Consider the following 21,669-nt stretch of genomic DNA (forward strand, 5'->3'; position numbering starts at 1 on the left):
CGATCCACCGTGCGCGCCGCCAGGCGCGCCGTTTCGGGGCGCGTCAGATGTCGTAGCTGTAATCCGACGGAATATGCGACTGGCCCAGCCAGCCCTGTTCCCGGCAGCGCCGTTCAAACTGTTCCACCGGCAGCGCCGGCGAGAACAGGAAGCCCTGCGCCTGGTCGCAGCCCATTTCCTCCAGGGCGGCCAGCTGTTCGGCGGTTTCCACGCCTTCGGCGATGGTGTGCAGGTTCAGGCCGCGGGCGATGCCCAGCACGGCCTGGACGATGCGCTGCGCGCTGGCCTCGTGCAGATCACGGACGAAGCTGCGGTCCACCTTGAGGGTGTGTACGTCCAGTTGCTTGAGGTAGGCGAGCGAGGAATAGCCGGTGCCGAAGTCGTCCAGCGCCAGGCGCACACCCAGCGCACTGAGGCGCTGTACCTCGCGCACCACGCTGTCCGGATCGTGCATGGTCAGGCTTTCGGTCAGCTCCAGCTCAAGGCTGTCCGGCGCGAGGCGGTGCTGTGCGAGCAGCCCAGCGATCCGCTCGCACAGCCCCGGGGTGCGGAACTGCGCCATGGACAGGTTGACCGCCATCCGCAGCTCCGGCCCGTAACCCTGGTCCAGCCAGCGTCGCAACTGGGCAATCGCGCTGGCCAGCACCCAGTCGCCGATGGCCAGGATCTGTCCGCTGCTTTCCGCCGCCGGAATGAATTCGGCCGGACTGACCGCGCCCAGCTGCGGGTGTTGCCAGCGCAGCAGTGCTTCGGCGCCCACCAGCCGGCGCCCGCGGATGTCCAGCAGCGGCTGGTAGTGCAGGCTCAGTTCGCCGCGTTGCAGTGCGCCGCGCAGCGCCTGCTCCAGCGTGCGGGCGCGGCTCAGGCGCGTCTGCATGTCGGCGGTGAAGAAGGCATGGCCGCCGTTGTTGTCCTGCTTGGCCCGGTACATGGCGGTGTCGGCATTGCGCACCAGGGTTTCGCGATCCTCTCCGTCGGTCGGGAACACGGCGATGCCCACTGAAACGCTGAGGTGCAGGGTGTGGTTGAGCACCTCGAAGGGCTGGCGCAGCGCCTCGCAGATGCGCTGCGCCACCCGCGCGGCCTCGTCGGCGCCGCTGCCGGGCAGCGCGCAGATGAACTCGTCGCCCCCCTGGCGGGCCAGGGTGTCCTCGCTGCGCAGCAGCGAGGTCAGACGCCGGGCCACGGCGCGCAGCAAGGCGTCGCCCACCCGGTGGCCGAGACTGTCGTTGATTGCCTTGAAACGATCCAGATCGAGGAACAGCACCGCCAGCGGTCGCTGCTGACGCGCGCAGATCTCCAGTGCCAGGTCGACGCGGGTGGCGAACAGGGTACGGTTGGGCAGCTCGGTGAGGACGTCGTAATGGGCCAGGCGCTCGATGCGCCGCTGGTCGCGCAGCCGCTCGGTGATGTCGCGGGCCAGCACCACGTAGCGGGTTTCCCGCTGCTGGCGCAGCGGCGACACGGACAGCTCGAAACTGCGCGTCTGCCCGGCCTGTTCCAGGTGCAGCTGCCGGCCGGTGCTGGCGCCCTGGCTACGGGCCTCGTCCAACGCCTGCTGGCAGACCTGCGCCGCGTCGGCGGGCAGCAGTTCCTCGAGGCGGCGCCCGGTGGCATTGGCCGGCAGGCCGTTGGGCCTGGCTGCGCGCGGGTTGTACAGGCGCAGCAGGCGGCCCTCGTCGTCCAGCTCCAGCAGCAGGTTGGGAATCGCCTCGACCATGGCCTGCATCTCGCGCCGGCTGGCGCTCAGCGCCCGGTAGGGCGCCGCCACGGTTTCCACGAACATCGACCAGTAGAGCATCAGGTAGGCCAGCACCTTGTAGGCGTGGCCTGCCAGGTTGTACAGGTCGGTCACCCGGAAATAGCTGGTGAACAGCAACTCGCTGAACACCGTCAGCCCCAGGGCGCCCATCAGCAGTGGCACGTTGAAGTGGGCCCGCCTGCGCAGGCGCCGGCCCAGCAGCACCAGGGCCGCCAGGCAGATCAGGATGACGCCCATCTCGGCGGCAAGCTTGAAGGTGGTCAGCCCCTGGCCGGCGATGAAGGTACGCGGCAGCCATTCGGGATGGACCAGAAACACCCAGTGCGCGACCCCGACCACCAGCAGGATCACCACCAGGCTCAGCGAGCGATGGTTGAGCAGGGTGCGCTGGTCGTGGGCGGCCTCGCTGAGCGGTCGCCAGGGCAGCAGGGCGACCAGCAGCAGGGCCAGGGCCGCCAGGTAGCGGGCCAGCAGCCAGAAGTGGATGGCCTTCTCGGGGCTGCTGGGGGTGAAGTAGTCGGGCATGCCCTGGAACGAGAGCATGTGCGAGAAGTCGGCGATGGCCACCCCGAGAAAGGCGCAGGACACCACCAGGATGTTGCTCTGCCGATGCTGCCGGTAGGTGTTCCAGCCGATGGCGAAGATCAGCCCGGCGATGACGATGGACAGGGTTTCCAGCAGCAGGTGCCCGGTCAGGAAATGCTCGCCGGCCGTCTCGCGGTACGACACGAACGGCAGCACCAGCAGGCCGCACAGCGCCAGGCTGAGCAGCAGCAGGGTCAGACGCAGGGAGCGATGGTGCTGGGGATGGATGGACTGCAGTAAAACGGCCAAGCGCGGGTTCCTTTCCCCTGGATGACGCTCGGTACGGTCCAGGGCCGCCGCCCGCTCGGGTCACGCAGACGCGACGGTAGCCGTACAGAACACCAGGCGAGCGTGAGGCTGGACTAGGGTGGTGGCAATTTGACTGCGCGGTCAGGCTTCGTCAAGCCGACCTAGGTCAAAGAACCGCACCCCGCGCCCAGCCGGAAGCCTGCGGATTCCCTAGCCGTAGCGCTTGAAGGCTTCGATGGCCAGGCCGCTGCCGATGCCGCCGAAATGGTCGCCTTCCACGGTGCGCGCCTGGGGCAGCAGGCGGGCGACGCTCTGGCGCAGCGCCGGCACCGCGCTGGAGCCGCCAGTGAAGTACAGGGTGTCCACCTGTTCGCCGGCGATGCCGGCGCGCGCCAGCAGCTCGGCGATGCTGGCGCCGATGCGCTCCAGCTGCCCGGCGATGGCCGACTCGAACAGCTCGCGCGGCAGATCGGCGGCCAGGCCGGCCTCGATGCGCGTGAGGTCGATGCGCCGCTCGGCGGCGTGGGTCAGCTCGATCTTGCTGTCTTCCACCTGCATCGCCAGCCAGTGTCCGGCGCGCTGTTCGATCAGGCGGAACAGCCGGTCGATGCCGGTTGGGTCGACGATGTCGTAGCGCATGTTCTTCAGCGCCAGCCGGTGCTTTTGCGCGTATACCGCATTGATGGTGTGCCAGGTGGCCAGGTTCAGGTGCGTGCTGGTGGGCATCGGCGCGTCGCTCTTCATACGGCTGCCGTAGCCGAACAGCGGCATCACCCCGGCCAGCGACAGCTGCTTGTCGAAGTCGGTGCCGCCGATATGCACGCCGCCGGTGGCCAGGATGTCGTCCTGGCGCTCGGCAACCTGTCGGCGGGCGGGCGACAGGCGCACCAGGGAGAAGTCCGAGGTGCCGCCGCCGATGTCGACGATCAGCACCAGCTCCTCGCGCGCCAGGGTGGCTTCGTAGTCGAAGGCGGCGGCAATCGGCTCGTACTGGAAGGAAATGTCCGTGAAGCCCAGCCCGGCGGCCACCGCCCGCAGGGTTTCGGCGGCCTCGCGGTCGGCATCCGGGTCGTCGTCGACGAAGAACACCGGGCGCCCCAGCACCACCTGCTCGAAGGGACGCCCGGCGGCAGCTTCGGCGCGCTTCTTCAGCTCGCCGAGGAACAGGCCGAGGATCTGCTTGAACGGCACCGCGCTGCCCAGCACCGTGGTGTCGCCCTTGAGCAGCGAGGAGCCCAGCAGGCTCTTCAGCGAACGCATCAGGCGGCCTTCGTAGCCGTCCAGGTATTCGCCCAGGGCCTGGCGCCCGAAGGCCGGGCGGCGTTCCTCCTGGTTGAAGAACACCACGGAGGGCAGGGTGATCCGGCCGTCTTCCAGTGGGATCAGCGTCGGCTGGTCGGGGCGCAACCAGCCGACGGTGGAGTTGGAGGTGCCGAAATCGATGCCGCAGGCGCGGGCGGGAACAGCGAGGGACATGGGGGCGAAGCGGCTCAGAAAAATGGGCCGCGCAGTTTAGGTCAGCGGCAGGCTCAGGCGAAGGGCCATTCACCCGCAGGTGCGCTTACTCGTGCGGCTGCTCGCGCCGGGCGACCCACTGCTTGTACTCGAAGCCCAGCACCACCAGCAGCGACAGCGCGAAGGGCAGCAGCAGGTAGAAGCCGCGGAACACGATCAGCGCGGCCAGCAGGTCGGTGGTGGCGATCTCCGGCAGGGCGGCGATGAAGGTCATTTCCAGCACGCCCAGGCCGCCGGGCGCGTGGGACAGCAGCGCCAGGGAGAAGGAGGCGAGGAACACGCCCAGTACCACCAGGTAGCCGGGGTTGGTTTCGGCGGGCAGCGCGAAGTAGATGATCGCTGCGGCGCACAGCAGTTCCAGCGGGCCGGCGATCAACTGGTCGCGTACCACCGCCAGGCGCGGGTATTCGATTTTCAGCTTGCCGAACTCGCGGGGCTTGAACTGCAGCCAGGAGCCCAGCACGTACAGCGCCACGAAGGCCAGCATGCCGCTGCCGATCAGCACCGAGACCAGCGGCGAGACGTCCGCCAGGCGGTGGATCAGCTCGGGCTGGATGATCAGCACCACGCCGCCGGCGAAGATGGCGCCGAGGCTGAAGGTGAACGAGCAGAACACGATCAGCAGGCCGATTTCCTGCGGCGTCAGCCCTTTGGTGCGGTAGGCGCGGTAGCGCACCAGCGCGCCGGAGAACACCGAGGCGCCGATGTTGTGGGCCAGGGCGTAGGTGGTGAACGAACAGAGGGTGATGAACCAGAGCGAGATTTTCTTGCCCAGGTGCTTCAGGGCGATGCGATCGTAGCCGGCCAGCGCCGCATAGGCGCCGGTGGTGGCCAGCGCCGCCAGCAGCCACTGATGGTGGGAGATGGCCCGCAGGCTTTCAGCCAGGTCGTCCAGCGAAATGTCACGGATCTCGTGGTAGAGCAGAAAGCAGGAAAAGATGACAGCGCCAATGCCGACGAGGCTCCAGACGACATCGCTCCTCTTCATTGGCTCGGCTCCACGGCGTGTTGGTGTACGGACAGTCAGGCTGTCAGATGAGGGTAGGCAACGAGGCGGTCTCTTTCGAAGAAAAAGAGGCGGCGCGCAGTATCCCGAAGGCGGCGGCGCGGCTCAACCGCTGACGACGATGGGGACGTAACCATGTGTTTCGCAGGGGAATCGATCATTGCAGCGGGCGCACCATGTAGGTGGCGGGCACCTGGTAGCTGTGCAGGTGCGCGGCATGTTCCGGGTCGGGCTGGTGTTCGGCGTAGCCCATGCGGTTCCAGAAGGCGTGGGAATCCTGCACGGAGACCAGCGCGGAAAAGCGCAGCTGCTGCTGGCGCGCCTGGCCGAGGGCCTCGCGCACCAATGCCGGGCCGATACGCCGCCCGGCCGCCCGGCGGGCCACCGCCAGGTCGTGCAGGTAGAGGCAATCGGGCTGGGCAGGGGTGCGAAACTCGCCATCCAGCGGGGTCACCTTGCCGACACGCGAGTGATAGGCGAACAGATAGGCACACACGCCCTGGTCATCCTCGGCCACCCAGGCATGCCGGGGCGCGCTGGCGCGGCGGGCACGGATGATCGCTTCGGATTCCAGCAGATCGCTGGCATAGGCCTCGGTCTGGATATCCAGGATGGCGGGGATGTCCTGGTCGTGCATCAAGCGGATGGAAAACATCGAAAAGGAACTCGGCGGATAGGTCGGCTGGACCGACGGCTACTTTCGGGGGCGGCATTCTATCGCCGCCGGCAGTCGTTTGTCGCATGGTGCGACAATGGGAGCGGTATATACTTAGCAAGCTAACTAACTCCCGCCGTGCCTCCCGATGACGTCCAACCCTCTGATCGGTATTGCCCTGATCCTGCTGTCCGGCTTCCTGCTGGCCAGCCATGACGCCCTGTCCAAGCAGTTGGCGCTGCTCTATTCGGTCTTCCTGATCGTCTGGGCACGCAACCTGACCCAGCTGGTGGTGATGACCATCGGCTTCGCCCCGCGCATGGGCCGCAACCTGCTGCGCACGCAACGACCGCTGCTGCAGCTCGTGCGGGCGCTCAGCCAGGTGGGCATCAGCGTGTTCCTGCTGGTGGGCCTGCGCTACATCCCGCTGGGCGAGGCCACCGCGGTGATGTTCCTCTCGCCGCTGTTCGTCACGCTGTTGTCGGTGCTGCTGCTCAAGGAGCGCGTCAGCCTGGGGCAGTGGGCGTCGGTGCTGCTCGGCTTCGCGGGGGTGCTGATCATCGTACGGCCGGGCGGCGAGCTGTTCACCCCGGCCATCCTCTGGCCGCTGGCCGCCTCGCTGTGCCTGAGCGTCTACATGCTGCTGACCCGGCGCCTGAACGGCACCGACCACCCGGTCACCACCAACTACCTGAGCGGCCTGATCGCCACGCTGCTGTTCAGCCTGGCGGTGCCCTTCGTCTGGGAGCTTCCGGAGTGGAAGCACCTGCTGATGATGGTGGGCATGGGCGTGCTCGGCATGTCGGGGCACCTGGTACTGACTCGTGCCTATGCCTTCGGCAGCGCGGCGACACTGGCGCCGTTCACCTATGGCCAGATCTTCTTTGCCACCCTGCTGGGGGCGGTGCTGTTCGACCACATGCCGGACGCCCTCGGCCTGCTGGGCATGGCCGTGCTGATCGCCAGCGGCGGCCTGTCGGTGTTGCTGCAACGTCTTGCCGCTCGGCACTGAGCCCCTTGCAGGCGGCCGGCGCCGGGTGCATACCTTTACCCGGTGAAATCCCCGGAAGGAGGTGCGACATGGCCGGTGGCTGGACCAGCGACGGCGCGGTACAGGAACAGATCGACAGCAGCATCGACGACGCCATCGCGCGCGCCCGCAGCGAACTGCCCACGGGCGAAAGCCTGAGCCATTGCGAAGAGTGCGACGCGCCCATTCCCGAGGCGCGCCGCGCGGCGCTGCCCGGCGTGCGCCTGTGCGTGGCCTGCCAGACCGAGCGCGACAAGGCCGGCGCCGCCTTCAGTGGCTACAACCGGCGCGGCAGCAAGGACAGCCAGCTGCGCTGAGCCGCAACTAGAGGCTACCGAGCACGTCGTCGTAGATCGCCAGCGCCTGGCGCACCTCCTCGGCGCTGACGATGCACGGCGGCAGCACATGGATGCGGTTATCCACGATGAACGGAATCAGCCCACGCTCCAGCAGCCTGGCCTTGATGCGTGCCATCTGCGCTGCTGGCAGCGGAGTCCTGCGCTGGCGATCCTCGACCAGCTCCAGCGCCCAGAACAGGCCGATGCCGCGCGCCTCGCCGATCACCGCGTGCCTGTCGGCCAGCGCCTTGAGGCCCGGCCCGAGCACTTCCTCGCCGACCTGTCGGGCATTCTCCACTACCCCTTCTTCGTGCATGGCATCCAGCGTGGCGACGATGGCGGCCATGGCCAGGGGGTGGCCGGAGTAGGTCAGGCCGCCGGGGAAGTAGCGGGTCTCGAAGAAATCGCACAGGCGCGCCGAGATCATCACCCCGCCGGCCGGCACGTAACCGGAGTTCACCCCCTTGGCGAAGGTGATCAGGTCCGGCACCACATCGAAACGCTCCAGCGCCAGCCAGCTGCCGCAGCGGCCGAAGCCGGCCATCACCTCGTCGAGGATCAGCAACAGGCCGAATTCGTCGGCCAGCGCGCGCACGCCCTGCAGGTAGCCCGCCGGCGGCACCAGGATGCCGACGCTGCCGGGCACGGTTTCCAGCAGGATGGCGGCGATGCTCGACGGGCCTTCGCTTTCGATCACCCGGCGCAGATGGTGCAGGGCGCGCTCGCATTCCTCCTGCTCGCTGCCGGCGTGGAATTCGCTGCGGTACCGGTACGGCCCGAAGAAATGCACATGGCCGGTGGCGTATTCGTTGGACAGGCGCCGCCCTTCGCCGGTGGCGACGATGGCCGCGCCGGTGTTGCCGTGGTAGGAACGGTAGGCGGAGAGGATCTTCGGCCGCCCGGTGAACAGGCGCGCCATGCGCATGGCGTTCTCGTTGGCATCCGCCCCGGCGTTGGTGAAGAACACCTTGGCGAAGCCATCCGGCGCGCGAGCGATGATGCGTTTCGCTGCCTCGCCGCGCATCAGGTTGGCGGTGGCCGGGGCGACGGTCGCCAGGCTGGCGGCCTGCGCCTGAATGGCGGCGACCACCTTCGGATGCTGGTGGCCCAGGTTGGTGAAGACCAGCTGGCTGCTGAAATCCAGATACTCGCGGCCGTCGTGGTCCCACAGCCGACAGCCCTGGCCGCCGGCGATCACCAGCGGATCAAGGTTGCCCTGGGTGGACCAGGAGTGGAAGACGTAGCGGCGATCCAGATCGCGGACGTACGCGTTGCTGATGGGCTGCGGCATGGGAACCTCTTGTGGGGGATCGGGCGCCGTTGAAGATAGGTTCACAATGCCGTTTGTGCCTGTCATTCCTCCTGCGGCACCGCCCTCTACCAAGGTGCTGCGATCCTCAGATCGCCACCAGCCCGCGCACCCCTTCACGCTCCATGTCTTCTCCGCGTCCGCGCTGGACGATTTCGCCCCGGCTCATCACCAGGTACTGGTCGGCCAGCTCGGCAGCGAAGTCGTAGAACTGCTCGACCAGCAGAATGGCCATGTCGCCGCGTGCGACGAGCTTCTTGATTACCGCGCCGATTTCCTTGATCACCGAGGGCTGGATGCCTTCGGTGGGCTCGTCGAGGATCAGCAGACGCGGGCGGCTGGCCAGGGCGCGGCCGATGGCCAGCTGTTGCTGCTGGCCGCCGGAGAGGTCGCCGCCACGGCGATGCTTCATTTCCTGCAGCACCGGGAACAGCTCGTAGATGAATGCCGGCACCTCCCTGGCTTCGCGGGCGCTGAAACGCGACAGGCCCATCAGCAGGTTTTCCTCCACGGTCAGGCGCGGAAAGATCTCCCGGCCCTGGGGCACGTAGGCGATGCCGGCCTGTACGCGCTGGTGCGGCTTGAGGGCGGTGATGGGCTGGTCTTCCCAGAGCACTTGCCCGTCCTTGGCAGGGATCAGGCCCATCAGGCACTTGAGCAGCGTGGTCTTGCCCACGCCGTTGCGGCCGAGCAGGCAGGTAACCTCGCCGATCGGTGCCTCGAACGACAGCCCGCGCAGGATGTGGCTGCCGCCGTAGTACTGGTGAAGCGATTGGACGTTGAGCATCTCGGTGTCCTTTGAGTTTTCTTCGGCGGCCATGCCGGTGGCATGACCGCCCTACGGTTTGTTTCGGGTTCCGCACGGGGTTCGCGGCCCGCCGTGCCGGCGGGTTGGTGGACAAGGAAAGCGTTGTCCACCCTACGTTCGCAGCCGGCGTAGGGTGGATGGCCGAAGCCATCCACCGCATGTTCAACGCCCCAGGTACACCTCGATCACCCGCTCATCGTTCTGCACCTGCTCCAGCGAGCCCTCGGCCAGCACCTGGCCCTGGTGCAGCACGGTGACCTGGTCGGCGATGCGGCCGACGAAGCCCATGTCGTGCTCGACCACCATCAGCGAATGCCGGCGCGCCAGCGAGGTGAACAGTTCGGCGGTGAACTCGGTTTCCGCGTCGGTCATGCCGGCCACCGGCTCGTCGAGCAGCAGCAGTTGCGGGTTCTGCACCAGCAGTATGCCGATCTCCAGGAACTGCTTCTGGCCGTGGGACAGCAGGCCGGCCGGGCGCTGACGCTCCTGGCCGAGGCGAATGGTGTCCAGTACCTCGTCGATGCGGTCGCGCTGCTCACCAGAAAGCCGGGCGCGCAGGCTGGCCCACACCGACTTGTCGGTCTTCTGCGCCAGCTCCAGGTTCTCGAACACCGACAGCGCCTCGAACACCGTGGGCTTCTGGAACTTGCGGCCGATGCCGGCCTGGGCGATCTGCACCTCGCTCATGCGCGTCAGGTCCAGGGTTTCGCCGAACCAGGCGCTGCCGGAGTCCGGGCGGGTCTTGCCGGTGATCACGTCCATCAGCGTGGTCTTGCCGGCGCCGTTGGGGCCGATGATGCAGCGCAGCTCGCCGACGCCGATGTACAGCGTCAGGTCGGTGAGCGCCTTGAAGCCGTCGAAACTGACGCAGAGGTCTTCCAGCGACAGGATGGTGCCGTGGCGGGTGTTCAGCCCCTGGCCGGCCACCTGGCCCAGGCCGATGGCGTCGCGGGCCAGGCCCGCGTCGATGCCGCTGCTCATTGCTCACCTCGCTTGATCAGCCCGTAGATGCCCTTGGGCAGGTACAGGGTTACCAGAATGAACAGCGCGCCCAGGAAGAACAGCCAGTACTCGGGCAGCGCCACGGTGAAGAAGCTCTTCATGCCGTTGACCAGGCCGGCACCAAGCAGCGGGCCGATCAGGCTGCCGCGCCCGCCGAGGGCCACCCACACGGCGGCCTCGATGGAATTGGTCGGCGACATTTCCGAGGGGTTGATGATGCCCACCTGCGGCACATACAGCGCCCCGGCCAGGCCGCACAGCACCGCGCTGAGCACCCAGATGAACAGCTTGTAGCCGCGCGGGTCGTAGCCGCAGAACATCAGGCGGTTCTCGGCGTCGCGCACCGCGGTCAGCACCCGCCCGAACTTGCTGCGCGCCAGGCGGAAGCCCAGGTACAGGCTGCCCAGCAACAGCAGCAGGCTGGCCAGGAACAGCACGGCGCGGGTGCCCGGTGCGGTGATGTCGAAGCCCAGGATGCGCTTGAAGTCGGTGAAGCCGTTGTTGCCGCCGAAACCGGTTTCGTTGCGGAAGAACAGCAGCATGCCGGCGAAGGTCAGCGCCTGGGTCATGATCGAGAAATACACGCCCTTGATGCGCGAGCGGAAGGCGAAGTAGCCGAACACGAAGGCCAGCAGGCCCGGCACCGCCACCACCAGGCACAGGGCCCAGAGGAAATGCTCGGTGCCGACCCAGTACCAGGGCAGTTCGCTCCACGACAGGAACGACATGAACGCCGGCAGGCCATCGCCCGCGCTCTGGCGCATCAGGTACATGCCCATGGCGTAGCCGCCGAGGGCGAAGAACAGCCCGTGGCCCAGCGACAGCAGGCCGGCGTAGCCCCACACCAGGTCCAGGGCCAGGGCGACCACGGCGTAGCAAAGGATCTTGCCAACCAGCGTCAGGGTGTAGGAGGAGACATGCAGGGCGTGATCGCCCGGCAGCAGGTGCAGCAGCGGCAGGGCCAGCAGCACGGCCAGTACGGTCAGGCCGATGGCGAGGCTGACGCGCGGGCCGACCTTGGCGCTGGCGCGCAGCAGCAGCGTCTGGTTCATGGTGTTCAATCGATGACCCTCCCCCTGAGGGCGAACAGGCCCTGCGGACGTTTCTGGATGAACAGGATGATCAGCGCGAGGATGAGGATCTTGCCCAGCACGGCGCCGATCTGCGGCTCGAGGATCTTGTTCAGCACGCCGAGTCCGAAGGCGGCGGAGATGCTGCCGGCCAGCTGGCCGACGCCGCCGAGCACCACCACCAGGAAGGAGTCGATGATGTAGCCCTGGCCGAGGTCCGGGCCGACGTTGCCGATCTGGCTCAGCGCCACGCCACCCAGGCCGGCGATGCCCGAGCCGAGGCCGAAGGCCAGCATGTCCACCTTGCCGGTGGGCACGCCGCAGCAGGCCGCCATGTTGCGGTTCTGGGTCACGGCGCGAACGTTCAGGCCCAGGCGCGTCCTGTTGAGCAGCAGCCAGGTGAGCGCCACCACGAACAGCGCGAAGCCGATGATGACGATGCGGTTCCAGGGCAGCACCAGGTTGGGCAGCACCTGCCAGCCACCGGACAGCCAGGCCGGGTTGGCCACTTCCACGTTCTGCGCGCCGAAGATCACTCGCACCAGTTGGATGAGGATCAGGCTGATGCCCCAGGTAGCCAGCAGGGTTTCCAACGGTCGGCCGTAGAGGTGGCGGATCACCGTGCGCTCCAGGGCCATGCCGATGGCGGCGGTGACCAGGAAGGCCACCGGCAGCGCGGCCAGCGGGTAGAGCGCCAGGTACTCGGGGGCCAGCCGCTGGAAGCCGATCTGCACCAGATACGTGCTGTAGGCGCCGAGCATGAGCATTTCGCCGTGGGCCATGTTGATCACACCGAGCAGGCCGAAGGTGATCGCCAGCCCCAGGGCGGCGAGCAGCAGGATCGAACCCAGCGACAGGCCGCTGAAGGCCTGGCCGAGCAGTTCGCCGATGAACAGCTTGCGCTCCACCTGCGCCAGGCTGGTTTCCGCTGCCTTGCGCACCGCCGGGTCGGCCTCGTCGCCGTCCAGCAGGCTTTGCAGGCGGGTCTTGGCCTGCGGTTCGCCGGTCTCGCCGAGCAGGCGCACGGCCTTCAGGCGCGTGGCGGCCTCCGGGCTGGCCAGTTGCAGGTTGGCCAGGGCCAGCGCCAGGGCGTCATGCACCGCATCATCGCCTTCCTGGGCAAAGCGCTGTTCGAGCACCGGCAGCAGGGCCGGCGGCGCGTTGCGCTGCAGGGTGCGGGCGGCATCCAGGCGCGCGCCGGCGTTCTCGTCGCTCAGCGCATGGCTGGCCAGCGCGGTGTTCAGCAGGCCGCGCAGGCGGTTGTTCAGGCGCAGCACGCGAGGGTTGTCGTCGCTGTTGGCCTCGGTCAGCGGCTGCCACTGGCCGGCCTGCTGGACATACGGGTTCTTGTCGCCGTCGGCGCCGATCCGGCCCTGCTGCAGGGCGTCGAGAAAGGCGCGGCGTTCGGCCGTGGGGCTGGCGCTCCAGTGCTCCAGCAGGCGCACCTGCTCGCTGGCGCCGGCGCGGGTGAATTCCAGGGCATCGCCGGCCTGGGCGCCCAGGGGCAGCAGCAAGGCCAGCGACAGCAGTAATCGGTACAAGGCAGTGGGCATGGTGAAGCCCCTTCATCAATGGATAGATGGATGACGCGTTGTAGTGCGGATCCGGCCCGCCGTGCCGGCGGGTTGGTGGACAAGGAAGGCGTTGTCCACCCTACGTGGCCCGGTAGGGTGGATCGCGCTCTACCGATCCACCGAGCGGGCTCGGCCCGCCGTGCCGGTGGGTTGGTGGGCAGGAAGGACGTTGCCCACCCTACGGCGCTGGCAGGGCGTGCCGGGGTCTTAGTTACCCACCACCGCGTAATCCGGCTTCTGGTCGTTGCCGGGGATGTACGGGCTCCACGGTTGGGCGCGCAGTGGGCCTTCGGTCTGCCAGACCACCGAGAACTGACCGTCCTCCTGCACTTCACCGATCATCACCGGCTTGTGCAGGTGATGGTTCTTTTCCATGGTCAGGGTGTAACCGCTCGGCGCGGCGAAGGTCTGGCCGTAGAGGGCCTGCCGCACCTTGTCCACATCGGTGGTGCCGGCCTTTTCCACGGCCTGCGCCCACATGTGGATGCCCACGTAGGTAGCTTCCATCGGGTCGTTGGTCACCGCCTTGTCGGCGTTCGGCAGGCCCTTGGTCGTGGCGTAGGCCTTCCACTTCTTCACGAACTCGGTGTTGACCGGGTTTTCCACCGACTGGAAATAGTTCCAGGCGGCCAGGTGGCCGACCAGCGGCTTGGTGTCGATGCCGCGCAGTTCTTCCTCACCCACCGAGAAGGCCACCACCGGCACGTCGGTGGCGTCCAGGCCCTGGTTGGCCAGTTCCTTGTAGAAGGGCACGTTGGAATCGCCGTTGATGGTGGACACCACCGCGGTCTTGCCGCCGGCGGAGAACTTCTTGATGTTGGCGACGATGGTCTGGTAATCGCTGTGGCCGAAAGGGGTGTAGACCTCTTCGATGTCCTTCTCGGCCACGCCCTTGGAAATCAGGAAGGCGCGCAGGATCTTGTTGGTGGTGCGCGGGTAGACGTAGTCGGTACCCAGCAGGAAGAAGCGCTTGGCCGCACCGCCGTCTTCGCTCAGCAGGTATTCCACCGCCGGGATGGCCTGCTGGTTCGGCGCCGCGCCGGTGTAGAACACGTTGGCCGACAGCTCCTCGCCTTCGTACTGCACCGGGTAGAACAGCAGGCCGTTCAGCTCCTCGTAGACCGGCAGCACCGACTTGCGGGACACCGAGGTCCAGCAGCCGAAGGTCACCGCCACCTTGTCCTGGGTCAGCAGCTGGCGGCCGCGCTCGGCGAACAGCGGCCAGTTGGAGGCGGGGTCGACCACCACTGGTTCGAGCTGCTTGCCGAGCACGCCACCCTTGGCGTTGATCTCGTCGATGGTCATCAGCGCCATGTCCTTGAGGGACGTTTCCGAGATGGCCATGGTGCCGGACAGCGAGTGCAGGATGCCGACCTTGATGGTTTCGGCGGCCTGGATGCTCCAGCTCATGCCCATGGTGACCAGCGAGGCGGACAGGGTCAGTGCCTTGATCAGTTGACGACGTTGCATGTTGCGATCTCCATTCACTGAAAAGGGGTCGTACGTTCGAGCGGTTGGCAGTCTTCAGGCGGTGGAACCGTCACCCTTGCAGCGCCCGTTGTCGGGCGTTGTGCAGCATGTGCAGGGTGATCTTGCGCACTTCGGCCTTGCTCAGTTCGATGTGGGTCCTGAGCAGGCGCTGTGCTTCTTCGGGGCGGCGCGACAGGATCGCGCCGAGAATCCGGGCATGTTCTTCATAGGTGGCGGTGATACGGGCGCCCTGGGTGAAATCCAGGCGGCGGATGATGCGCAGCCGCTCGCTGATGTCACGGTGCAGGCGGGCCATCTCGCGGTTGCCGGCGCCTTCCACCAGCAGGCAGTGGAAGGCCTCGTCCAGCCGTGACACCTCGCGGCCATCGCTCAGGCGTCCCGCCGGCGCCACCAGCCAGGTGGCGCGCAGCTGCTCCAGCGCGGCGGGCAGCTCGCCGGCCGGGCGTTCGCACAGCCGGCGCACCGCTTCCAGTTCGAGGACGATGCGCACGTCGTACAGCTCCTCGAAGTGGTGGAAGTCGAACGGCGTGACCTGCCAGCCGCTGCGGAACGACACCGCGACGAAGCCCTCGCGCTCCAACTGGTAGAGCGCCTGGCGCACCGGGGTGCGGCTGACCGCCATGCGCTCGGCGACCTCGCCTTCGCTGAAGCGGTCGCCGGGCAGCAGGCGGAACTCGAAGATGTCGTCCTTGAGCTGCTGGTAGATGCGCTCGGCGAGATTCTCCGGGCGTTCCCGGCTGCGCCGTTCCGGACTGTGCAGCTGCATGTCAGGCTGCCTCGTCCGATTCGGGCTCGAGCAGCAGCAGGGCGTCGCCGGGGGTGACCGCCTTGCCGGGCTGGCAGCGCACCGACTTGACGATGCCGGCCACCGGGGCAATGACCGCCAGCTCCATCTTCATGGCTTCCACCACCAGCAGCGGGGTGCCGGCCTCGACGCGCTGGCCGGGCTGTACCAGCACCTTCCACACGCTGCCACTCATCTCGGCGCTGACCAGGTGGCCGTTAAGGTCGCCGTCATCCTCCACGGCGCTGGCCAGCGGCTGGGCGGCGGCCGGGTCGTCGTCGCGCCACAGCTGCACCTCGGCGGCGAAGGCGGCCTTCTGGCGCTGCTGGAACGCGGCGATGCTCTCCGCGTTGTCGACCAGGAAGCGCTGGTACCCGGCGAAGTCGAACTCGCCCTGCTCGATGCGGATCTGCGCGCGGCCCTCGCGAAAGGCCTCGCGGAAGGCAGTGAGCTCCTCCTCGCTGACCTCGTAGAAACGCACCTGGTCGAAGAACTTCAGCAGCCAGGGCTCGCCGCGCTCGAACTGGGCGTTCTTCAGGTATTTGTTCCAGATCGGCAGGGTCCGGCCGACCAGCTGATAGCCGCCGGGCGAGTCCATGCCGTAGATGCACATGTACATGCCGCCGATGCCCACCGTGCCCTCGGCGGTATAGGTGCGCGCCGGGTTGTACTTGGAACTGAGCAGGCGATGGCGCGGGTCCAGCGGCACGGCGCAGGGCGCATCGAGATAGACGTCGCCCAGGCCGAGGATCAGGTAGCTGGCGCCGTAAAGGATGTCCTTGACCCGCTCGCGGCTATCCAGGCCGTTGATGCGCTGTAGGAAGTCGACGTTGTTCGGCAGCCAGGGCGCCTCGGCGCGCACGGTTTCCCGGTAGCGGGTCACCGCGCCGAGGGTGGCGCTGTCCTCGAAGGCCATCGGCAGGTGCACGATGCGGGTCGGCACCTTGAGGTTGCTGACGTCGCCCAGCGTTTCCTCCAGGCGCAGCAGGTGGTCAAGCAGGGTGCGCTGGTGCAGCACTCGGCTGTCATAACGCAGCTGCAGGGAGCGCACGCCGGGCGCCAGTTCGGCCAGACCGTCGATGTTCGCCGCCTTCAGCGCTTCCATCAGCAAGTGCACGCGCAGCCGCAGGGCCAGGTCCAGCACGTTGTCGCCGTATTCCAGCAGCAGGTAGGCGTCGCCGGCCTGGCGGTAGACCACCTGTGGGCGACCGGCGCTGGCCGGCAGCTCGGCCAGCACGGTGGCGGACACGGTGCTGCCCGGCTGCAGCGCCGGCGCCGGCAGGCTGACCGCGCTGATCGCCGCCAGCGCCTCGATGCTGCCCAGTTGCGCCTGCTCCAGGGCCTGGGCTTGCTGGAAGCTGATGGGGTGGAAGCGCAGCCGGTCGCCGGGCTTGACCTGGCCCACCTTCCACAGCTCGGCCTTGGCGATGGTCACCGGGCAGACGAAACCGCCGAGGCTCGGGCCGTCCTTGGTGAGGATCACCGGGAAGTCGCCGGTGAAGTTGATCGAGCCGATGGCGTATTCGCAGTCGTGTACGTTGGACGGGTGCAGGCCGGCCTCGCCGCCGTCGGCGCGGGTCCAGCTCGGCTTTGGCCCGGACAGGCGCACGCCAAGGCGGTTGGAGTTGTAGTGCACTTCCCATTCGGCGGCGAAGAACTCCTCGATGGCCTCGGGAGTAAAGAAGTCCGGCGCGCCATGCGGGCCGTAGAGCACGCCGATGTCCCAGGTGCTGCCGTAGCTGGGGATCAGGCTGGCATGCGCGGCCTGCGGCGGCGCCACCGGGGCTGGCGTGGTGCAGGCTGGTAACGCCGGTTGGGAAATAGCCAGCATGTCGGCCGGGCGCAGGGTACGGCCGGCGTGGCCGCCGAACTGGCCGAGGGCAAAGGTGGAGCGGCTGCCCAGGTACAGGGGCACGTCCAGGCCGTTGCGCACCGCCAGGTAGGTGCGGCAGCCGCTGGCGGCGCGACCCAGCTTCAGCACCTGGCCGGCGCGCACCGGCAGCGGTTCCCAGTAGGCCACCGGCTCACCGTCCAGGATGGCCGGGCAGTCGGCGCCGGTCAGGGCGATCGTCGCGTCGCAGTGGAATTTCAGGGTCGGGCCCTGCAGGGTGAACTCCAGGCCGGCGGCGCTGGCGTGGTTGCCGACGATGCGGTTGGCCAGGCGGAAGGCATAGTCGTCCATCGGTCCGGACGGCGGCACGCCTATGTCCCAGTAGCCGAGGCGGCCAGGGAAATCCTGCACGCTGGAGTAAGTGCCCGGTTCCAGCACTTCGATGACGCTGGCGGTGTATTGGAAGCTGTCCAGCAGGCGGGTCCAGACCCGGCCCTCGGCGAAGCGCTCGTCGGCCACCACCTGGCGCAGGTAGTCCAGGTTGCTGGCGATGCCGTGCAGGCGGGTCTCGGCCAGGGCGGCCCCCAGCTTCTGCAGTGCTTCCTCGCGGCTGGTGCCGTGCACGATCAGCTTGGCGATCATCGGGTCGTAGAAGGCCGACACCTCGCTGCCGGTGCTGACCCAGCCATCCACTCGCACGCCTGCCGGAAAGTGCACATCGGTGAGCGCGCCCGGGCTGGGCTGGAAATTCTTCAGCGGGTCTTCGGCATACAGGCGCACCTCCATGGCCGCGCCCCGCGGAGCCTGGCCCAGCGCGTCCCAGTCCAGCGCGTCGCCGGCGGCCACGCGCAGCATGCATTCGATCAGGTCCAGGCCGGTGACCCTCTCGGTGACCGGGTGCTCCACCTGCAGGCGGGTGTTCACCTCCAGGAAATAGACGTCGTCGCGGGCGGCGTCGTAGATGAACTCCACGGTGCCGGCGCTGCGGTAGTTCACCGAGCTACCCAGTTGCACCGCGGCGGCATGCAGGCGTTCGCGGGTGGCCTGCGGCAGATTCGGCGCCGGGGTTTCCTCCACCACCTTCTGGTTGCGGCGCTGCAGGGAGCAGTCGCGCTCGCCGAGGGCGACCACGCGGCCCAGGCCGTCGCCGAAAATCTGCACCTCCACATGGCGCGCCTGATCGACGAAGCGCTCGAGGAACACACCCGCGTCGCTGAAGAACTGCTCGCCCATGCGTTTGACGCTTTCATAGGCGCTGGCCAGCGCCTCGGCATCGGCGCAGCGGGTCAGGCCGATACCGCCCCCTCCGGCGGTGGTCTTTAGCATCACCGGATAGCCGATCCGCTCGGCGGCGGCCAGGGCGTCTTCCAGGCTGCTCAGCAGACCGGTGCCCGGCGCCATCGGCACCCCGGCCTCGGCGGCCAGTTCGCGGGCGCGGTGCTTGAGGCCGAATTCCCGGATCTGCGCGGGCGTTGGGCCGACGAAGGCGATGCCGGCGGCCGAGCAGGCCTCGGCGAAGTCGGCGCTTTCCGAGAGGAAGCCGTAGCCGGGGTAGATGGCCTGGGCGCCGGTCTCGGCGGCCGCGGCGAGGATCTTGTCGACGCGCAGGTAGCTGTCGGCCGGCTTGTCGCCACCCAGGGCGATGGCCAGGTCGGCATCCCGCACGTGCTGGGCGTTGCGGTCGGCGTCGGAGTACACCGCCACGCTCTTCACGCCCAGGCGCTTGAGGGTGCGGATGGCGCGGACGGCGATCTCGCCACGATTGGCGATGAGGACGGTATCAAACATGGGTGGCCTCCGTGGCGAGATCGCCGTGGTGGGCTACGCCCACCCGGCACTTTGACTTCGTCGCTGCGCCGCTTCGCGGATGGTCACCACGGTTGGTGATGAGGACGGTCTGAAACATGGCGCTCTCCTTGGCCTCAGGCCTTCACGGGGATGGCGTTCTGGGCGGCGATGAAGGCGCGCCAGCCGCCGAAGGGGGTGATGTCGCGGGCGCCTTGCAGGGCGTAGGGCTCGCAGATAAAGCCCTTCACCCAGCGGCCGTCGGCCAACTGCACGTTGCCGATGCCCAGCGGCGGCGGGATCTCCGCGACGAACTCGCCGAAGCGCGCCTGCGGCACGTCCCACAGCTCGACGATGATCGGTGCGCCTTCGGCCATGCGCGCCAGGCCAGGCTTGGGCGGCACGGTGCCGGGCAGGGCATACAGGCGGTAGTGCGGGGCCGTGGTGGTCTGCTCGACGCGCACCGCGTCGCGGGTGGTGAGCTGGAAATTCAACGGCATACCGGTCAGGTGGGCGCCGACCACCGCCACGCGCACACTGCCGGGTGCCTGGGGCAGTGGCGCAAGCTCCGGTAGCGGCCGCCCGGTGGCGCCGAGCGGTAGGGCCAGCGCCTGCTGCCAGCGCTGGCCGAGCGCGGCCAGGGCCTGGTCGCGCCAGGCGGGGGCGATGAAGGTGATGCCGGCCGGCAGACCGTCGGCGCGGAAACCGGCCGGCACGGCCAGGGCGCAGAGGTCGGCCAGGTTGGTGAAGTTGGTGTAGGTGCCGAACTGGCTGTTGAACAGCACCGGCTCCTGCTCCATTTCGGCCAGGGTGCGGATCGTCGGCGAGGTCGGCACCACCAGCGCGTCGAAGGGCGCCAGGGCCTCGTGGATGCAGCGGGCCAGCTCGGCGCGCAGGTATTCGGCGCCGTAGGCATCGCAGGCGCTGTACGGGTGGCCCTTGTCGACGATGCCACGCACCACCGGGTGGATGTGCTCCGCTGCGACGCCGGCCAGAGCCACGGTGCGCTCGGCCACCCAAGGGCCGTAGTAGAGCTGTTCGGCCAGGGTCTGGAACGGGCTGAAGTCGATCGGCGTCAGCTCGGCGCCCTGGGCTTTTAGCTGCTCCAGTGCTTGCAGGTAGACCGTCTGGTTCTGGGTATCGCCGTAGAACTCCGGGTCGGCCGGGTAGGCCAGCTTCGCAGCGACCGGCACGCCGACCTTGGCGCTGCAAGGGTTGCTGCGGCTGAAGGCATCGCTCGGGTCGTAGCCGCCGGCCAGATTGGCCACCGCCAGGGCGTCGTTCACCGTCAGGGCGAACGCCGAGATGCAGTCCAGCGTGCGGCAGGCTGGCACCAGGCCGGTGGTCGATAGCCAGCCCTTGGTGGGCTTGAGACCGACGATGTTGTTGAAGCCGGCCGGTACGCGACCGGAGCCGGCGGTATCGGTGCCCAGGGCGAAGGGCACCAGGCCGCGCGCCACCACGCTGGCCGAGCCGGAGCTGGAGCCGCCGCTGACATAGTCCGGGTTGAAGCTGTTGGGCACCGCGCCGTAGGGCGAGCGGGTGCCGACCAGGCCGGTGGCGAACTGGTCCAGGTTGGTCTTGCCGATCAGGATGGCGCCGGCGGCGCGCAGGCGAGCGACCACGTGGGCGTCGTCGCTGGCCCGGTAGGCGAAGGCAGGGCAGGCGGCGGTGGTGGGCCAGCCGGCGGCGTCGATATTGTCCTTGATGGCGAAGGGCACGCCGAACAGCGGCAGGGCCTCCCGCTGGCCGCCGGCGGCGTCGAGCAGGCGGTCGAGTGCGCCGAGCTGTTCATCCAGCTGGCTGCGGCTGGCCAGGGTGATCCAGGCCGGATCGTCCGGGTTCAACTGATCGAGCAGGGCGTGGATCAGTTCGGCGGGGCTTATCCGGTTGCGGTAGGCCGCTTGCCAGTCGGCAAGGGTAAAGCCGAGGGGGGCGTTGGGCATGCTCTGAGGTTCCATCTTGTATCCAAGCGATGGAACGGACAGAGCAAGGGTGGTGCCAGGTTCGGAAAGGCCTGGATTTTCAGGGCGTTACGCTCATATTCGGTGGCATTTCGCGCGCGATGCGCGGCGCCGACGCACCGGGGCGGGGCATGGGTGCGTGGTCGTGGTGCGAACGCAGGCGGTCGGTGCCGTTCCGGCCGCCGCTGCGGATGCACCGAGGCCGCGAGCAGTGGCCAACGCCTGGCGTTGCCCCCCTACGGAATCAGGTAGCCCTGGATGCCGGTGAAGATGATCTGCGCGGCCAGCGCACAGACGAACAGGCCCATCAGCCGGCTGACGATCTGCAGGCCCTGCTCGCCGAGCAGTTTTTCGAACTGGTTGGACAGGTAGAGCACCGTGCCGACGGTCAGTGCGGCCAGACCCAGCGCAGCGATGGTCACCAGCTTCTGGTCCCACTGGGTATCGGCCACGCCCATCACCAGCAGGGCGCCGATGGTGCCGGGGCCGACGGTCAGCGGGATGGTCAGCGGCACGATGGTCACGTCCTGGTGGACGTTGTCGCTCTGCGCCACCGCCTTGCCCTGGGCCATGCCCAGCGCGGAGATGAACAGCACGCTGCCGGCGCCGATGCGGAAGGCGTCGATGGTGATGCCGAACAGGTCGAAGATGTAGCGACCGAACAGGTAGAGCAGCAGGCTGGCGATCAGCACGCCGGTGGCCACGCGCCAGGCCAGGTGCTTGCGTTCGCGCGGCGCATAGCCGCGGGTCATGCTGATGAAGCAGGAGAGCACGAAGAAGGGACTGTAAAGCACCAGCATCCGCAGATAGATACTGAACAGCTCGGCGATCATGGCGGGGGTGTCTCGGAAAACGGTGGGTTGAGCGGCGCGATTCTAGCCGAGCCGTCCGTTAAAAGCGCTGGTTGCGTG

Annotated in this window: 17 protein-coding genes; 2 read left to right on the top strand and 15 right to left on the bottom strand. The window is 68.0% G+C overall.

The genetic code is table 11. From position 1 onward, the window contains the following. Positions 1–43: 43 nt before the first annotated feature. The 4 genes from SF06_RS00825 to SF06_RS00840 all read right to left on the bottom strand — a co-directional run bounded on the left by SF06_RS00825 (position 44) and on the right by SF06_RS00840 (position 5,754). On the bottom strand, positions 44–2,596 hold the full coding sequence (locus SF06_RS00825) for a bifunctional diguanylate cyclase/phosphodiesterase (RefSeq protein WP_052199670.1): 2,553 nt from the start codon (positions 2,594–2,596) through the stop codon (positions 44–46). 210 nt (positions 2,597–2,806) lie between these two features. Further along, the gene (locus SF06_RS00830; protein WP_039559382.1) at positions 2,807–4,072 is read right to left on the bottom strand and encodes an Hsp70 family protein; all 1,266 of its coding nucleotides are present in this window, start codon (positions 4,070–4,072) and stop codon (positions 2,807–2,809) included. 85 nt (positions 4,073–4,157) lie between these two features. After that, positions 4,158–5,099, bottom strand: coding sequence for a lysylphosphatidylglycerol synthase transmembrane domain-containing protein (locus SF06_RS00835; RefSeq protein WP_027589891.1), 942 nt, complete (start codon positions 5,097–5,099; stop codon positions 4,158–4,160). Positions 5,100–5,274: 175 nt separating this feature from the next. Further along, complete coding sequence (locus tag SF06_RS00840; protein WP_039559794.1) at positions 5,275–5,754, bottom strand: GNAT family N-acetyltransferase; 480 nt, start codon at positions 5,752–5,754, stop codon at positions 5,275–5,277. Between the two features lie 166 nt (positions 5,755–5,920). Here SF06_RS00840 and SF06_RS00845 point away from each other — a divergent pair, with 166 nt between their 5' ends. After that, positions 5,921–6,784 (top strand): DMT family transporter, encoded by an 864-nt coding sequence (locus SF06_RS00845; protein ID WP_027589889.1) that lies wholly within the window; start codon positions 5,921–5,923, stop codon positions 6,782–6,784. 68 nt (positions 6,785–6,852) lie between these two features. Then, the gene (locus SF06_RS00850; protein WP_039559385.1) at positions 6,853–7,119 is read left to right on the top strand and encodes a DksA/TraR family C4-type zinc finger protein; all 267 of its coding nucleotides are present in this window, start codon (positions 6,853–6,855) and stop codon (positions 7,117–7,119) included. A gap of 7 nt (positions 7,120–7,126) precedes the next feature. Here SF06_RS00850 and SF06_RS00855 read toward each other — a convergent pair whose 3' ends face one another. From SF06_RS00855 to SF06_RS00900, 11 genes are all read right to left on the bottom strand, one after another. Beyond that, positions 7,127–8,431 (bottom strand): aspartate aminotransferase family protein, encoded by a 1,305-nt coding sequence (locus SF06_RS00855; protein WP_039559386.1) that lies wholly within the window; start codon positions 8,429–8,431, stop codon positions 7,127–7,129. Between the two features lie 106 nt (positions 8,432–8,537). Further along, complete coding sequence (urtE, locus tag SF06_RS00860) at positions 8,538–9,236, bottom strand: urea ABC transporter ATP-binding subunit UrtE (protein ID WP_039559798.1); 699 nt, start codon at positions 9,234–9,236, stop codon at positions 8,538–8,540. 183 nt (positions 9,237–9,419) lie between these two features. Beyond that, positions 9,420–10,238, bottom strand: coding sequence for an urea ABC transporter ATP-binding protein UrtD (urtD, locus tag SF06_RS00865; RefSeq protein WP_039559388.1), 819 nt, complete (start codon positions 10,236–10,238; stop codon positions 9,420–9,422). After that, a complete protein-coding gene (urtC, locus tag SF06_RS00870) occupies positions 10,235–11,311 on the bottom strand; it encodes an urea ABC transporter permease subunit UrtC (protein WP_039559390.1) in 1,077 nt (358 codons plus the stop codon). Before urtC ends, urtD begins: the two co-directional genes overlap by 4 nt. A 5-nt stretch (positions 11,312–11,316) precedes the next feature. Beyond that, complete coding sequence (urtB, locus tag SF06_RS00875) at positions 11,317–12,882, bottom strand: urea ABC transporter permease subunit UrtB (RefSeq protein WP_039559392.1); 1,566 nt, start codon at positions 12,880–12,882, stop codon at positions 11,317–11,319. Between the two features lie 228 nt (positions 12,883–13,110). Further along, positions 13,111–14,373, bottom strand: coding sequence for an urea ABC transporter substrate-binding protein (urtA, locus tag SF06_RS00880; protein WP_039559393.1), 1,263 nt, complete (start codon positions 14,371–14,373; stop codon positions 13,111–13,113). 70 nt (positions 14,374–14,443) lie between these two features. After that, complete coding sequence (locus SF06_RS00885) at positions 14,444–15,160, bottom strand: GntR family transcriptional regulator (RefSeq protein WP_039559394.1); 717 nt, start codon at positions 15,158–15,160, stop codon at positions 14,444–14,446. 1 nt (position 15,161) lies between these two features. Beyond that, positions 15,162–18,797, bottom strand: a complete 3,636-nt coding sequence (gene uca / locus SF06_RS00890; protein WP_039559396.1) for an urea carboxylase — start codon at positions 18,795–18,797, stop codon at positions 15,162–15,164. Beyond that, positions 18,790–18,915 (bottom strand): hypothetical protein, encoded by a 126-nt coding sequence (locus SF06_RS18810; protein ID WP_267882093.1) that lies wholly within the window; start codon positions 18,913–18,915, stop codon positions 18,790–18,792. The genes uca and SF06_RS18810 overlap by 8 nt, the downstream gene beginning before the upstream one ends. Positions 18,916–18,931: 16 nt before the next feature. Beyond that, positions 18,932–20,740 (bottom strand): allophanate hydrolase, encoded by a 1,809-nt coding sequence (gene atzF / locus SF06_RS00895; RefSeq protein ID WP_175610497.1) that lies wholly within the window; start codon positions 20,738–20,740, stop codon positions 18,932–18,934. Positions 20,741–20,994: 254 nt separating this feature from the next. After that, a complete protein-coding gene (locus SF06_RS00900; protein WP_027589909.1) occupies positions 20,995–21,591 on the bottom strand; it encodes a MarC family protein in 597 nt (198 codons plus the stop codon). Positions 21,592–21,669 lie beyond the last annotated feature (78 nt).

This window comes from Pseudomonas flexibilis, assembly GCF_000802425.1.
GTDB lineage: Bacteria > Pseudomonadota > Gammaproteobacteria > Pseudomonadales > Pseudomonadaceae > Serpens > Serpens flexibilis.

What these genes read in the sequence shown, in the direction of transcription:
- SF06_RS00830 (WP_039559382.1), bottom strand. Translation starts at nt 4,072, where the DNA reads ATGTCCCTCGCTGTTCCCGCCCGCGCCTGCGGCATCGATTTCGGCACC.
- urtE (WP_039559798.1), bottom strand. Translation starts at nt 9,236, where the DNA reads ATGCTCAACGTCCAATCGCTTCACCAGTACTACGGCGGCAGCCACATC.
- SF06_RS18810 (WP_267882093.1), bottom strand. Translation starts at nt 18,915, where the DNA reads ATGTTTCAGACCGTCCTCATCACCAACCGTGGTGACCATCCGCGAAGC.
- uca (WP_039559396.1), bottom strand. Translation starts at nt 18,797, where the DNA reads ATGTTTGATACCGTCCTCATCGCCAATCGTGGCGAGATCGCCGTCCGC.
- SF06_RS00835 (WP_027589891.1), bottom strand. Translation starts at nt 5,099, where the DNA reads ATGAAGAGGAGCGATGTCGTCTGGAGCCTCGTCGGCATTGGCGCTGTC.
- urtB (WP_039559392.1), bottom strand. Translation starts at nt 12,882, where the DNA reads ATGCCCACTGCCTTGTACCGATTACTGCTGTCGCTGGCCTTGCTGCTG.
- SF06_RS00850 (WP_039559385.1), top strand. Translation starts at nt 6,853, where the DNA reads ATGGCCGGTGGCTGGACCAGCGACGGCGCGGTACAGGAACAGATCGAC.
- SF06_RS00885 (WP_039559394.1), bottom strand. Translation starts at nt 15,160, where the DNA reads ATGCAGCTGCACAGTCCGGAACGGCGCAGCCGGGAACGCCCGGAGAAT.
- SF06_RS00900 (WP_027589909.1), bottom strand. Translation starts at nt 21,591, where the DNA reads ATGATCGCCGAGCTGTTCAGTATCTATCTGCGGATGCTGGTGCTTTAC.
- atzF (WP_175610497.1), bottom strand. Translation starts at nt 20,740, where the DNA reads ATGCCCAACGCCCCCCTCGGCTTTACCCTTGCCGACTGGCAAGCGGCC.
- SF06_RS00840 (WP_039559794.1), bottom strand. Translation starts at nt 5,754, where the DNA reads ATGCACGACCAGGACATCCCCGCCATCCTGGATATCCAGACCGAGGCC.
- urtD (WP_039559388.1), bottom strand. Translation starts at nt 10,238, where the DNA reads ATGAGCAGCGGCATCGACGCGGGCCTGGCCCGCGACGCCATCGGCCTG.
- urtC (WP_039559390.1), bottom strand. Translation starts at nt 11,311, where the DNA reads ATGAACCAGACGCTGCTGCTGCGCGCCAGCGCCAAGGTCGGCCCGCGC.
- SF06_RS00855 (WP_039559386.1), bottom strand. Translation starts at nt 8,431, where the DNA reads ATGCCGCAGCCCATCAGCAACGCGTACGTCCGCGATCTGGATCGCCGC.
- SF06_RS00845 (WP_027589889.1), top strand. Translation starts at nt 5,921, where the DNA reads ATGACGTCCAACCCTCTGATCGGTATTGCCCTGATCCTGCTGTCCGGC.
- urtA (WP_039559393.1), bottom strand. Translation starts at nt 14,373, where the DNA reads ATGCAACGTCGTCAACTGATCAAGGCACTGACCCTGTCCGCCTCGCTG.